At 43.6% G+C, this 13,668-nt stretch carries 14 protein-coding genes; 8 read left to right on the forward strand and 6 right to left on the reverse strand.

Annotated features, from left to right (window positions below; translation table 11 throughout):
- Nucleotides 1-173: 173 nt before the first annotated feature.
- Nucleotides 174-407, forward strand: a complete 234-nt coding sequence (locus BMY80_RS04690) for a hypothetical protein (protein WP_031578573.1) — start codon at nucleotides 174-176, stop codon at nucleotides 405-407.
- A gap of 125 nt (nucleotides 408-532) precedes the next feature.
- Here BMY80_RS04690 and BMY80_RS04695 read toward each other — a convergent pair whose 3' ends face one another.
- The 3 genes from BMY80_RS04695 to rpsU all read right to left on the reverse strand — a co-directional run bounded on the left by BMY80_RS04695 (nucleotide 533) and on the right by rpsU (nucleotide 2,231).
- Nucleotides 533-1,063, reverse strand: coding sequence for a V4R domain-containing protein (locus tag BMY80_RS04695; RefSeq protein ID WP_093141389.1), 531 nt, complete (start codon nucleotides 1,061-1,063; stop codon nucleotides 533-535).
- 466 nt (nucleotides 1,064-1,529) lie between these two features.
- Nucleotides 1,530-1,976, reverse strand: coding sequence for a GatB/YqeY domain-containing protein (locus tag BMY80_RS04700; RefSeq protein ID WP_031578576.1), 447 nt, complete (start codon nucleotides 1,974-1,976; stop codon nucleotides 1,530-1,532).
- Nucleotides 1,977-2,015: 39 nt separating this feature from the next.
- The gene (rpsU, locus tag BMY80_RS04705; protein ID WP_031578577.1) at nucleotides 2,016-2,231 is read right to left on the reverse strand and encodes a 30S ribosomal protein S21; all 216 of its coding nucleotides are present in this window, start codon (nucleotides 2,229-2,231) and stop codon (nucleotides 2,016-2,018) included.
- Nucleotides 2,232-2,896: 665 nt separating this feature from the next.
- Here rpsU and BMY80_RS04715 point away from each other — a divergent pair.
- Nucleotides 2,897-3,694 carry a M48 metallopeptidase family protein gene (locus BMY80_RS04715; RefSeq protein WP_093141396.1) on the forward strand — a complete coding sequence of 266 codons (798 nt, stop codon included), beginning with the start codon at nucleotides 2,897-2,899 and terminating at the stop codon, nucleotides 3,692-3,694.
- 201 nt (nucleotides 3,695-3,895) lie between these two features.
- Here the strand turns inward: BMY80_RS04715 and BMY80_RS04720 are convergent, their stop codons facing one another.
- Nucleotides 3,896-4,765, reverse strand: a complete 870-nt coding sequence (locus BMY80_RS04720) for a DUF5131 family protein (RefSeq protein WP_093141398.1) — start codon at nucleotides 4,763-4,765, stop codon at nucleotides 3,896-3,898.
- A gap of 268 nt (nucleotides 4,766-5,033) precedes the next feature.
- Here BMY80_RS04720 and tsaD point away from each other — a divergent pair, with 268 nt between their 5' ends.
- The 4 genes from tsaD to BMY80_RS04740 all read left to right on the forward strand — a co-directional run bounded on the left by tsaD (nucleotide 5,034) and on the right by BMY80_RS04740 (nucleotide 8,130).
- On the forward strand, nucleotides 5,034-6,053 hold the full coding sequence (gene tsaD, locus BMY80_RS04725) for a tRNA (adenosine(37)-N6)-threonylcarbamoyltransferase complex transferase subunit TsaD (RefSeq protein WP_093141401.1): 1,020 nt from the start codon (nucleotides 5,034-5,036) through the stop codon (nucleotides 6,051-6,053).
- A gap of 121 nt (nucleotides 6,054-6,174) precedes the next feature.
- Nucleotides 6,175-6,570 carry a dihydroneopterin aldolase gene (locus BMY80_RS04730; RefSeq protein ID WP_093141403.1) on the forward strand — a complete coding sequence of 132 codons (396 nt, stop codon included), beginning with the start codon at nucleotides 6,175-6,177 and terminating at the stop codon, nucleotides 6,568-6,570.
- A 1-nt stretch (nucleotide 6,571) separates the two neighbouring features.
- Complete coding sequence (gene folK / locus BMY80_RS04735; RefSeq protein WP_093141406.1) at nucleotides 6,572-7,078, forward strand: 2-amino-4-hydroxy-6-hydroxymethyldihydropteridine diphosphokinase; 507 nt, start codon at nucleotides 6,572-6,574, stop codon at nucleotides 7,076-7,078.
- Between the two features lie 155 nt (nucleotides 7,079-7,233).
- The gene (locus tag BMY80_RS04740; protein WP_093141408.1) at nucleotides 7,234-8,130 is read left to right on the forward strand and encodes an undecaprenyl-diphosphate phosphatase; all 897 of its coding nucleotides are present in this window, start codon (nucleotides 7,234-7,236) and stop codon (nucleotides 8,128-8,130) included.
- Nucleotides 8,131-8,225: 95 nt separating this feature from the next.
- On the opposite strand, the gene BMY80_RS04745 is transcribed toward BMY80_RS04740, so the two are convergent.
- A complete protein-coding gene (locus BMY80_RS04745) occupies nucleotides 8,226-9,473 on the reverse strand; it encodes a multifunctional CCA addition/repair protein (RefSeq protein ID WP_093141411.1) in 1,248 nt (415 codons plus the stop codon).
- Between the two features lie 277 nt (nucleotides 9,474-9,750).
- Between BMY80_RS04745 and BMY80_RS04750 the strand changes: the two genes are divergently transcribed.
- Together BMY80_RS04750 and BMY80_RS04755 are read left to right on the forward strand one after the other, a co-directional pair.
- Nucleotides 9,751-11,712, forward strand: a complete 1,962-nt coding sequence (locus BMY80_RS04750) for an ExeA family protein (protein ID WP_093141413.1) — start codon at nucleotides 9,751-9,753, stop codon at nucleotides 11,710-11,712.
- 2 nt (nucleotides 11,713-11,714) lie between these two features.
- Nucleotides 11,715-12,563, forward strand: a complete 849-nt coding sequence (locus BMY80_RS04755; RefSeq protein WP_093141417.1) for a general secretion pathway protein GspB — start codon at nucleotides 11,715-11,717, stop codon at nucleotides 12,561-12,563.
- A 93-nt stretch (nucleotides 12,564-12,656) separates the two neighbouring features.
- On the opposite strand, the gene BMY80_RS04760 is transcribed toward BMY80_RS04755, so the two are convergent.
- Nucleotides 12,657-13,502, reverse strand: coding sequence for a TIGR04211 family SH3 domain-containing protein (locus tag BMY80_RS04760; RefSeq protein WP_031578588.1), 846 nt, complete (start codon nucleotides 13,500-13,502; stop codon nucleotides 12,657-12,659).
- Nucleotides 13,503-13,668: the final 166 nt, after the last annotated feature.

The following is a 13,668-nucleotide window of genomic DNA, read 5'->3' on the forward strand; positions in this document are numbered from 1 at the left end:
GAGTAGATCATCGCCAGGTATTTATTGAAGAAGGGAGCTGATAGCTCCCTTTTTTCGTTTATGTTTTTTACCGCCTGATTCAATATTCTGACAGTCTATTGTTTACCGGAGAACTGTTTAAGCATAGAATCTTCTCTGACTTTATATTCATTAATATATTATTGAGGATTAAAATGAAAGCTTACGCAATTCTTGGATGGATTGGTTTTATCATTACCTGTATTCTTTTTGTTGTCGGTGTAATTATGTCAGGCAAGTTTCTCGGCGCAAGCCTGCTTCTGATTCTTGCTCCTGTAATATGCTATTTTGCAAATAAATACAGATTCTACTGGATTTCAATCGTGCTGGCTCTGTTCCTGGGCGGTTTCTGGAAAACCCTGTCTCAATTACTTCACAATCTGTTCTAAGCGAACGGAGAGGCTTTGGAATTCGTTTCCCTGAGTTTGGGGAATACAAGTATAAAAAATCCTGACTGTGAATATAACCTAATTCTGCAGTCAGGATTTTGATTTTGAGTTTAATTCGTGTTCTGTTAAAGTTTCTTGCAGCGGAATCTGCATATGCGGTCTCCGTTGGCCCAGCAGTTTATTTCCGTCACCTCGTATTTATCACCGGTGTACTGTTCCAGAATTCCTTCAAGAAATCCTTCATCATAGTCGCATATCATTTCGTTGGTAGGAGGCAGACCGCTGCAGTCCAGATCATCTGCCAGAGTGAGTATTATCTCATTGAATTCACTGTCTACGTGTTCAACGTTGAGAATGCCTATTTTCATTTTATACAGAATCTTATACAGGTCTGTCATGAAATCCTTGAAGCTTGCATTGGTATTAAGGTGATGCTTCGTGAACTCCACTCCAGCTATTGCGCCGGCTTCTTTAAAGATTTCATTTGCTGTTTCAGCGCCGTATCTCTTTTGAAGTACCTCCATTAATGAGAACTCAAGCTGTCTGTATACTTCGACAGGCAGTGAATCACCAAGGTCGGGCCTTCCTTCTTCAATATTGCCAAGCTTATCCCAGGAGTATTTCTTTTCTGATAGCGAACCAAATATATTAACCATTGATTTATCCTTATCTTAATTATTGCTTATCGACTGCCCGTTATACTAGTTGGCTGATTTTAAATGTTCATGATATGTTTTATGATTTATTGTATGGTTGTTTCAGGCAGCCTTGATGTAACCATCTATAAGTTATTTTAAATATTATTGGTGAGTTCGTTATCTGATTTTGCTGATTTTTTCGACATATATCTATCTATATCAGACTGTCAGTTTAATAATTGTGATATTTATCCTGATTTATATCGAACTATGTTAACGAACATTTGGTGTTATGATGTCTGTTTTTGCTATAAAATCTGATTTCAGTTGAATCTTATTTATACAGCATAAGTGCAGGCAGGAACGACGACCTCTGATGGGTATTGTCGGTCTCTGTATTTTGAACTGATTATAAGAAATTTTTGGAAATAAAAAAAAGGACTAATAAATTAGTCCCTTTTCCACCATTTGTGCAACCCGGAATTTACTTGTTTAAGGCGTCTTTGATTTTTTTGCTGAGGCTTCCCATATCTGTTCTGCCGGTAGCAAGAGGCTTAACAAAGCTCATTACCTTAGACATGTCCTTCATGCCTGATGCGCCGGTTTCACTTAAAGCCTTGGCAATAAGTTCATCCACTTCAGCTTCAGACATCTGTGCAGGTAAAAATTCCTGTAATACACTTATTTCAAATTTTTCACCCTGAGCCAGTTCTTCACGTCCGGCAGCTTCATACTGAGCAGCTGATTCCTCACGCTGCTTAACCATCTTGGTAACGATGGCAATAATCTGACTGTCATCAAGTGTGATTCGCTGGTCAACTTCTACTTTTTTTATCTCAGAGAGCAATAAACGCAACGCACTGGTGCGTTCCTTGTTCTTTGCCAGCATTGATTCCTTAATACGAACATTTAAATCTTCACGTAAGGACATAATCTCTTCGACCTAAAAAGTTATGGTTAAAACAAAAAATTAGTATAAACGGTTGTGACGTGCATTTTCACGTGCAAGCTTCTTAGCCTGACGCTTAACTGCAGAAGCCTTAGCGCGCTTACGAACAGTAGTTGGCTTTTCGTAAAATTCGCGGCTGCGAACGTCTGCTAAAATTCCTGCCTTTTCGCAAGAACGCTTGAAACGACGTAATGCTACGTCAAATGGTTCATTTTCACGTACTTTAATAATTGGCATGTGCCTCTCACCTCGATAATAAAAAAAATAATGAGCTTCCCACGTGATATAAGAAAGACTCATCTGATAACGCCTGCCCGCCTTTGCACTTGCGTACAGAAACAGGTCAAACAATTGTGCGAATTTTAATACTTTCGGGGGATAAAGTAAACAGATTTTTGTTCTTTGGCGAAGGAAAAACGGTAAAATTTTGCTTATTTTCTGTACTTTTATTCATGGTGGGGCACGGAGAACGTTTTTTATCGTTTTTTATCATCTGTTTTGCGGAAAAGTTATTAAGAACTCTGTTCAGAAATATAGCTGTGAATAAACGTCTGAAAACAGCTGTTCCGGCCAACCCTTTTTTCTTTTGTCTGTATCATCTGTCTATTCCGGTGCCCGTGGATAAATAATCTGACTGTATTTTTTACCTGACAGGGGGAATGTTTCCTCTTTATTTTCTCTTGTGTGTATATCTGTGGATAAAATGTCTTCGGACTGTCATATGCTGTGTATTTCCTTATAAGGTGTCATTCAGATGACACAAGCTCGGTTCTGTTTTATCTTCTCAGATGCCTGTAACCTTATTTTAAGGTCTGAATTACGTTTATTCGTATGCTGGGTTATAATCACGGTGTTTTTATCTGTATTCAGGCAAACGTGTAGTTCATTGCGGTAAAAATTTTATGAAACTGTTGAAGTCATGCGAGGTTACTCTGGTAATCAGGGAGTCAAAAGGAGATTCCGTTCATACGAACGGCAGATTTGTGGTTAATCCCCGCAGGAAGCTGTCTTTCGGTCTAAGATTTGACGAAAGCATGAGTCCGACGGTAATTCTGCCGGTGTCCATGAGTTTCTACCTTAAAAAACCTCAGGCACTGGTTGACAGGTATTCCGAATTTTTTACCGATGTTTATGAAAAATCACGCCGAAAATTCAGGCTTGCTTCAGAAAAACGCAATAAAACGGAACAGCTGATAAATGATTTTATCATGGAGCATTGTCCCTCTGACGCATGGCTCCGTAAACTTGCGTGTGAGACCATTGAGGAAATGGTGGATTTATGCGTCTATTACCATAGGGTTATGGGATTGAAAAAAGAACTTAATTCCGTTTCAGTCAAGCTGATGAAATCACGATGGGGTAGCTGTTCTTCTGATGGAGCGTTAAGTTTTAACTGCCTGAGCGCTCTTCTTCCTCAGTCCTGTCGCAGATATCTGGTGATTCATGAGCTCTGTCATCTGTTTGAAATGAATCATTCATCAAGGTTCTGGGCGCTTGTTGCAAGGTTCTGTCCGGACTATAAGGAATCAAGAATACTCATGCGGGCAGGGTATGCTCACCTTTTTGTCATAATGGATGAGCTTCGGAAGAGAAATTTTATAACCTATGGTTTCGGTTCAAAAATTCTCGCTTCAACAAAAGATGATGTTTTATGTATGTCACCTGAATGTAATGAAAAATGGAAAAGAAGAGCAGAATGATAATTGTACGGAATTTTAAATGAATCCCCCGGTACTTCGTCAGGTTATGTTGTTGCGCATAATTATAATGATTGCTGTAAACGGATTCAGCCGGAGGAACGCTCGTAAAAAGATTAAAGTTAACTGTTATCATCTGGAATGTCAGGATGGAAAGAAACGGATTTTTCAGAAAAATCACCTGCTGATAAAAAAATTCAGGCATCAGCATTTACCGCAGTTGCTGCATCCGTTGCATGCCATTCTCATGCTGCATTTACCGCATCTTTCCCTGTATTGTGGTTTATACAGTTCTTCCTCGGGGATTGGACATCCAAGATTGTCGAACAGCCTGAATTCCATTTCTTTCCCCTGAAAACTCAATCCTGACAGATAAGCCTGTTCAGTCTGGAGTATATTCCCTTCAATGGTGTAGGTTCTGCCGTCCTTAACAAAGAATCTGCCTGTACCGCAGAATATGAAGGTAACATTGTGTCTGCGGCATTCATCACTGAGATTTTTCACCCATTCATAATGGCAGGGACGACTGTTGGCGTAATTCTCGCCGTCACACAGAACCTGTTCAATCTGGTTGTACTGCAGATATTTTTCAATGGTTACCGGACCGATGAAAGGTGCACACATGATTCCCTTGTGTCTGAATGGAAGATCGAGAAGGAAAGGGATGCGTTCGTCAGTTCTTTTCTGATTTTCACAGCTGACGTTGAAAAACACGTTTTCCCAGCCGTCCCCCCAGTCAGGAGGCAGACAGTCAGCCACACGCTGAGGGCGTTTGGTCAGAAGATAGAATTTTACGTCCGGTCTCTGGCGGATGATTTTCCAGGCCTCCGGCCTCCACTGATCCGCTTCCTCCAGAAAGAAGTCGGAGGTCATGCATACTCTGAGCATTTCTCCGCTCTGAACCTTGAATCTGCCGTTGCGATCTTTGGACAGCGGATACCTGAAACCTGCACCGGTGCAGTAAATATCAGCTCCGTTCTGGTTTCTCATTCTGTCCAGAAAGAACATATAGCAGTTAAGGCAGCCTTCGCTGCATTTGCGACAGCCGTGCCACGGATTCCAAATATCATGCATGCGTGTTTCTCTGAAAAGTCAGTTTACAGGTTATGCTGACATGAGTAAGTTAGAGCAGAATTGAATAGAAGCTGCTTAAAAATGAAAACCTGTCAGTAAATTATACTATGTCGTTAAACTCTTAACCATAACAGTAAAATTATCGTTATCCGGTAATTACGGAATTTGGTGAATAAATCTTTTTAATTCTTTAATCATATCGCGCTGACAACGTTAATCCTGTATAATTCACTCACAAATTCCAATTACAAGCGGAGACTTTGGTCAAATGAAGGTTTTAGGTATTGAAAGCTCCTGTGATGAAACGGGAGTAGCTATTTACGATGATGAAAAGGGGTTACTCTGCAATCAGTTATACAGCCAGATAAAGCTTCACGCGGAATACGGCGGTGTAGTTCCTGAACTTGCAAGCAGAGACCATATCAGAATGGCTGTCAGACTGGTAAAGGCCGCACTTAAGGAAGCGGACTGTACCAAAGACGATATTGATGCCGTAGCCTATACCGCCGGTCCGGGACTTATAGGGGCTCTCATGGTTGGCGCCACGGTTGCCAGAACCATTGCCTATGCATGGAACAAACCTGCAGTTCCGGTTAATCATATGGAAGGTCACATGCTTGCTCCTATGCTTGAGGAAAATAAGCCGGAGTTTCCGTTCCTTGCTCTTCTGGTTTCAGGCGGCCATACCATGATTATCGATGTTGCGGCTCCTGGACAGTACAGAATTATCGGTCAGTCCGTTGATGATGCGGCCGGCGAAGCATTTGACAAGACTGCCAAACTTCTTGGAATAGCCTATCCCGGCGGTCCGCTGCTCTCAGCTCTGGCTCAGAAAGGCGTAAAGGACAGATTTGTATTCCCTAGACCTATGTACAACAGTCCGAACCTTGATTTTTCATTCTCAGGTCTGAAGACCTTTGCCGCCAATACCATTGCCGAACACAATACCTGTGAACAGGACAGGGCGGATATAGCAAGAGCCTTTGAGGATGCCGTTGTTGATATTCTCAAGATAAAGGTGAAAAAGGCTCTGAAGCAGACAGGCTACAGGAGACTGGTTATTGCCGGAGGTGTAAGTGCAAACAGAACGCTTCGTTCCGAAATGGAAAAGATGATGCAGAATTTAAAGGGAGAGGTTTTTTATCCTCGTATTTCCTTCTGTACCGACAACGGCGCCATGATTGCCTATGCCGGTATGTTCCGTTTTAAACAGGGAGCCAGATCCGGACTTGAAATCAAGGTTACCCCACGCTGGCCTCTTGATACCCTGAACGACAGTTATCTGTAATTTCCCGGCATACATGCATGAACCGGTACAGGATTATCGTACGGCAGGTGTTATTGCAGACAAGGTAAAGGTTTAAAAATTCATAATCAGGTAATCAACAGACAATCAGGTAAAACAAAAGATGCAGAGCATAACAAATCTAAAAGAACATGACACCGTAATTATCAACGGTCTCGTATTTTCCTGTATCATAGGACTGCTTCCCGAGGAACGGGTAAAAGAGCAGAGAGTCATCGTTAATGCCGAACTCTATACCTGTTTTGACCGTATCTCTGAAAGTGATGATATAGCTCATACCGTCAACTATGCTGAAGCGGCTGATATTATTGTCAGCGAATCCGTGTCCTGCAGAGCTGAAACAGTTGAATTTCTGGGAAACCGTTTGATTAATGCTCTTAAGGAGAGATTTGCAGAAAGTCTGCACGGTATAACTCTGGAAGTCTTAAAACCGGATATTTTAAAGAATGTTGACAGTGTCGGCATCAGAATGACCAGAATGTTTAAACGGGATATTTAAAATGACAAGAGTAGCTCTTGCTTTAGGTTCAAATCTGTATCGTCAGGTTTCCATGACTCATGCCATGCTGAAACTTCAGAAAGTGCTGACAGACATATCCTGCTCAGATGTTTACGAAACTGTTCCGCTTCATGCCAAAGGACCTGATTATTACAATGCAGTGATTGTCGGTAACACCGGCCTTTCTCTTGATGCGCTCCTGGCTTTTACCAAGAATACCGAAAAGGAAATGGGCAGGGGAGACTGGTATGATCAGTACGGAAACAGACTGTCAATCAGATGTCTGGATATAGATATTCTTCTTTACGGTGATGTAATCAGCGAATATCCTGAATTACCGAGATCAGATATATTCAAATATTCTTTTGTAACCGTTCCGCTGGCTTCTCTCGTGCCGCATCTCGTGCCACCCGGAGGAAACAGAAGTGTTACAGAGCTTGCCGCCGGCATGTCATCCGACAATCTGAGGCCGGTAAAAGATCTGAATCTCAGCCTGATAGGCCATTGAATTTAACTGCCGTTCCGGTGTTTTTTTCCGCTTCGGAAAACATCTGTGCGGATGACAAAGACTTTATAGACACATATGCCGCAGAGGTTTGAAGCATAAGAATATTTTAGCCCGCGGTAAAAAGGTAAATACAAAATAATCTTAGGACTAATGAAGTGACCCCACTGCAGACAATAATATTGGCTCTTATTCAGGGCCTGACTGAATTTCTTCCGGTATCAAGTTCCGCCCATCTTATTCTTCCTTCACAGTTCATCAGTGACTGGCCTGATCAGGGAATTGCCTTTGATATAGCCGTTCATGTCGGTTCTCTTCTTGCCGTTGTCATATATTTCAGAAAAAGCCTGTGGCTGATGACTGAAGACAGCATGAAGTTCGCTTTCAGAAAAGGTCCGTTCACCAGGGCGGCCGAACTTCTTTTCTATGTGATGGCTGCCACCGTTCCTGTCGGACTTGTCGGTCTTGCCTGCAAGAATCTGGTTGAAACCTATCTGAGAAGTCCTCTGGTTATAGCCGGCAGTACCATCGTATTCGGACTGCTGCTGTGGGCGGCCCAGGTGTACAGTGACAGATTCTGGAAAAAAAATCCGCTTCCTGAAGTATCACGTCAGGAGAAGGACAACTGTACTTCCGCTCTTTCATCTGAAATCACCGGAGCTGCGGCTTCGAGGGAGATTAATCTGTTCAGAGCAGTTTTAATCGGATGCTCACAGGCTATAGCCCTGATTCCCGGGACGTCCAGATCCGGTATCACCATGACAGCGGGATATTTTCTGAAATTAAGCCCTAAGGCTGCTGCGGAATTCAGTTTTCTGATGTCAATTCCGGTAATTATCCTTTCTGCTCTGATAAAAACAAAGGATATCATTGCCAATCATGAAAACGTGGATCTCTGGTCAATTGGTCTGGGAACCGTTATTTCATTTGTGGTTGCTTATCTGGTAATCAAGCTGTTCCTTGATTTTATAAACAGGGTTGGTCTTCTTCCATACGTAATCTACCGCGTAATTCTGGGAATTGTCCTTTTCTGGGTATTCTGGCCTCAGTCATAATAACTACTGACGGTTACGGATGATAATGCCGGACAGGTCATACTGTCCGGCATTATCGTTTGTTATGAACAAGGGAATGATTTTTCCTGTCTTTATTAACAGATGGTGTCAGGATACATTTCAGATAGCTGCGCCTGAGCTTCGGCTATCAGAACCATGCGTCTTCTGTTAAGTTCCTTTGTGATGTCGGCTCCCTGAAAGCCGTCAGCCATGACCTCAGCCGTTTTTACTCTGGAAGCTCTGGCCAGAATGAAATTCAGAAAATAATCCGCGGTAAACGGTTCCTTTTCAAATCCTGAACGTCCGTGAAAATCAGCTCTCAGACACTGACCTACAATACCTGCCTGAACAGAGTCCTTGTAAGCTCCGGTATCAATGAACAGCCTGTTCAGATATTCCGGATTCTTTCTGCAGATTGCCATATAAGAGTGATAACGGCATATGTTCACGGCAAGCTTCTGGTAATTTTTAGGAACCTTCAGACGCTGACACATTTTTTCCACCAGAGGGACTCCGACAATCCGGTGTTTCTGTTCCTGCGGATTATCAGAAGCATATTCGATCATTTTCCCGAGATCATGGGTAAGCATGGCAAATCTGGTGACGGGATTTGCTGTGAGACCGGAAATACTTTTCAGTGTCAGCATGGTATGACTGAAAGCATCCTTTTCCGGATGATATTCAGGATTCTCCATTACCCGCTTAAGAGCGTAAAGTTCCGGAAAAAGAATTTCCAGTCCGCCTGTTTCATCAAGGAATTCAAAAAATACTGAAGGAGTCCTCCCGGAAAGTGCTTTATGTACTTCCTGCCATACTCTTTCAGCCGTGAGATATTTAAGTTCTCCGCTCCGGGAAAGACTGCGGCAGAGTTCCTTTGTTTCAGGAGCTACCGAAAAACCCAAATGATGAAAACAGGAATAGAATCTTGCAAGACGCAGAACCCTCAGGGGATCTTCGGAAAAAGAATCGCTTACATGTCTCAGCACGCGGTTTTCCAGATCTTTCTGTCCGTTATAAGGATCGATAAGCCGGCCCTCATCGTCTTCGGCTATGGCATTGATTGTGAGATCCCTGCGCAGAAGGTCTTCCTCTATGGTGACGTCAGGACTGAAACTGCAGATGAATCCGGTATAACCGTGGCCTTCCTTGCGTTCGGTTCGGGCAAGAGCATATTCTTCTGAGGTTTTCGGATGCAGAAATACCGGAAAGTCCCTGCCCACGCAGATAAAACCTTTTGCCGTCATTTCTTCAGGAGTGGCTCCGGTTACGCAGTAATCCCTGTCCTTCTGGGGGATTCCCAGCAGACGGTCTCTTACCGCTCCGCCGACAAGATATATCTTCATGTTCTGTCTCCTGATAATTTCTGTTTTAGTATGGCTGAATTCACTGATTGTCATGGTTCAGCAACTGATGATTAAATGATATGTCATGTCAGGAATTTGGCAAGTGTTTCCTGAGAAAAAATCTGCCGGTGACTGATCAATCCGTGAAATTATCAGACCATGATGCTGTCTATTTCTTATAATTGACGTGATTCAGAGGTTATTTTTGTTTAACCATGTCTAAAATGATATTATTGTAAGAGTTGTTTCAGAATTTTCGTAACGGGATCTGTTATTTATGTACAAGAAGTTTTTTGGTTTGAGTGAAGCACCTTTCAGCATTTCACCGAATCCAAAATTTTTCTATCTCAGCAGGCACCATCGTGAAGCCTTATCCATGCTTAAGCACGGCACTCAGGAGAGTGGCGGCTTTATTCTTTTTACCGGAGAGGTCGGTACCGGAAAGACCGTTATTCTGCGAACCATGATGCAGCAGATTCAGGAAGAAAACGAGCTTGAACTGGCGGTAATTTTTAATCCCGCGCTGTCTCTGATAGAACTGCTGGAAACCATATGTCATGAATTCGGAATTCCTTTTGCCGAAGGTTCATCAAAGAGAGTGCTGCTTCAGAACATCAGCGATTTTCTGACTGAAAACTACAGAAAGGGACGCAGGGCTCTTCTGATGATCGATGAGGCTCAGCATCTGAGCGATGAACTGATAGAGCAGGTTAGACTGCTTACCAACGTCGAGACGGATAATACCAAGCTGCTTCAGGTGATTCTGGTGGGACAGCCGGAACTTCAGGACAAGTTCAGGCAGGTGCACATGCGCCAGATTGCCCAGCGTATAACCGCAAGATTTCATCTTCTGCCGCTGTCTCTTTACGAGGTTGATTCCTATGTGAGATTCCGTATGCAGTCAGCAGGATGTCTGCAGGTGATTTTTACTCAGGGTGCCATCAGGGAGCTTTACAGAATTTCCGGAGGTATTCCGCGTATTATAAACGTATGCTGTGACAGGGCTCTTCTTGCCGCCTATGTGGACAATTCTCATTTTATTGAGCGAAAGCACATGCTTCAGGCCATTCATGAGGTTATGGGAACCAAAAGCTTTATCAGTACGGTGAAGGAGTATCTTGCTTCAGGTCAGCTGCTGAATTACTGGTTCCGTCTGTCGGCCGGAGTCATTCTGGCTGCCGCCGCCGGGCTCGGAGCCGGATATCTGCTGTGTCATCACAACGGTGCCGAACTTAAGACTGAACTCATAAGACGTCTCAAGGCTGACGATGAAATCATCAGGTACAGGGAAGCCATAAGGGACATCAACGGCAGAAGGGCAGAGCAGGAAAGCATCATCAGAGAGCAGACCCGTTACGGTACCGATGTGCTGAACAGCTCCTTTGAAGAGGATTCATGGAAAAAACTCCTTCGTGAATGGGGTTTTGCCGATGCCTCCGGCAATTTTGACAGTGACTGTGCCTATATCAGAAATGCGGGATTCAGATGCTTTGCCGGAAACGGCAGTCTCACGGAACTTGAGAAATACAACGTACCGGCGGTGATATCCCTGCTGGACGGTAAACTCAGACCATTTCATGCCGTGCTGCTGAAACTCAACGACAATTACGCCTCTCTGCTTATCAACAACCGCGAGTGGATAGTGAAAAGAGATTTCGTCAACGAGTCCATGGAAGGTGATTTCAGGCTGATATGGCCTCTTCCTGCCGGAGAGGAAACAGTCAGCCGTAAAAGCGGAAGTGAAGCGCAGATGAAGCTTTATGAAATGCTGAACCGTTATGAGGATACCGACACCTATGCCTTTAACGGATACGACAAAACCATGGCGAATCGAGTGAAGAAGGTACAGCAGTCTCTCGGAATCAAGGCTGACGGTTATGCCGGAATCGATACCCTGTGGGCTCTGCTTCCTTATACGGAAACCGACCATCCGCTATATGAGGAATATATTGCTTCTGCCGAATATGAGGCCAACATCAGATCCATGGTTGACAGCTACAACGGTGGTTCCGGACAGTCTGAAAACACTTCACCTGAAGTAACGGACACTGACGACGAGGATAAATTGTTTCATGATGCGGTGATGAGTGAACAGAGCGTCTCCGACGGCTCTTCGACCGTCAAAATTACGAAAGATCCCGGAGACAGGGAAAAAACAGATGCTTCCGATACCGGAGCGGAAGCCATAACCGTAGGTGATTTACTTGAAAGCGGGGCTGAACAGGAGGCAGAGAAATAAAGATGTCATTGTTTTTTGATGCTGATAAAATCATGGACAATCCTGAGATTGCCGCTGCCCATGCTTATGAAACGGCCAGAATCAGAAAGGGGCGTATCCTGTTTTACTCACTGCTGACGGCTGTCGGCATTGCCTCATTTACAGGTTATTATCTGTTTGAACAGAAAAGGATTGACGATGAGTTTGCGGTACGCAGGGAAGCTCTTTTAGGCAATCTTGAAAAAGAACTTGCCGGTATGCGTCATGATTTTACCCCTGACGACAGTTCAAATTATCCTTATGTTGAACCATCAAAACCTCATGAATTCACCGTTAAGCATCTTTCAGGCAAATCATCTCCGACAGAATATGTATTTTCACGTGATGAGCAGCAGACCTCAAGAGAACAGCGTGAAAGGAGTATTGAGAGCGATGCGGAAAAAATCAATGCGGCTCTGAGAGGAGAAAGCGGTCAGAACGGTACTTCCGCTGATGCAAAACGCAGAGTGGTCAAAAAGGATCTGAAGGCGGTTTTTGACGAGGCCGTCAACTCAACCAATACCGGAGATCTCAACTTCAGCATACCGGATACCTCCTCCTACAGTTCCGTAAATGATTCAGCCACCCGTGATGCCACGGATATCAGCATGCTGTCATCGAATCTGAGAAACGCCATTCCTCCGTTTGTCTATTCATCACATAACTATTCCACCGATGCATCAAAACGCAGTATCACCCTAAACGGCAGCGTTATTAAGGAAGGTGGAACCTACAAGAATCTTGAGATTCTTAAAATAGCCGAAAATCACGTGATTATGAGGGTGAACGGCAAGAGCTTTTCCATCAGGGCAATGGAAGATTACAGACAGTAATCTGACAGAAAATGCACCGGAAGGTGCATTTTCTATTTAATGGATTAACCGGAAGATGTTTGGATTTCATCTCCGGGTTAACTGCGAAACCTGTTAGTAATAATAGTCATCTTTACGACGGCGAGGTCTTGGGAGATAAACAAGAATAACACCTACGATGGCACCGATAAGAGCAATGAGTCCGCCCTGTTTCCACCATCTGAGCTGCATATCCTGATCCTTTGTTTCCAGTTTGGATGAAAGCTCTTCGTTTTCTTCGGCTGTTTCCTTCATCTTCACTTCCATTTCCTCGTGAACCTGCTTCAGCTCGGTATAGGCCTTTTTGAGTCTGGTGAGTTCTTCAGTGGCTTTCTTGAGTTCTCTCATTGATTCACTGTCAATGTTATCAAGCTTGTACTTTAAGCTGCTGTTTTCCTCTTCCAGCTTGGATACCTTGTAACGGTTGCTTTCCTCACGCTGAATTTCTCTCTTCGGAATCCATACAATGGTGTCTTTCGGAGTGCGTACTTCCACGTAATCATTCTTTTCTGAAAGAACTTCAACTCTTTCCCCGATTTTAATCTGACCGCTAAGCTTATACTGCTTGCCCGGACCTCGGGTTGCCCAGACACTGCTTTCGTCAGAAACATAAGCAACGTAAGAAACCTTGCGTGAAGGAGTCTTCTCAGCAGCAGCTTCAGGTGCCGCGGCAGGTTTGGCCTTTTCTTCATTACCTGATACCTGTGCTGATTCAGCCTGAGGAACTGATTCCCTGCGAACTTCAGGAGCTTCGGTCTTTACAGCTTTTACCGGAGCGGCGGTCTGCTTTTCAGCCTGTTTTACTTCCGGTTTTTCAATACGTTCCGCACTTACTTCGGTTAATTCAAGAGCAACTGCATTTGATACAACAGATAAAGACAACAGGGTGCTGCCGATAAATGCTTTAGTAAACTTACGCATGTTTTATCCTTGCTTATAGTCTTTTCATAAAAAATTAAAGTACCTGTTATTTTACCCTAAATGTGAAAAAAATCTACACATGGTGTATTTATCACCGGGGAGACGTGTTTTTAAAATACCGGTAAATCCTGAAAAAACTGCTGTGTTTTCATTGTTCTGAGGAACA

It is taken from the genome of Ruminobacter amylophilus (assembly GCF_900115655.1).
In the GTDB taxonomy this organism is placed as follows: domain Bacteria; phylum Pseudomonadota; class Gammaproteobacteria; order Enterobacterales; family Succinivibrionaceae; genus Ruminobacter; species Ruminobacter amylophilus.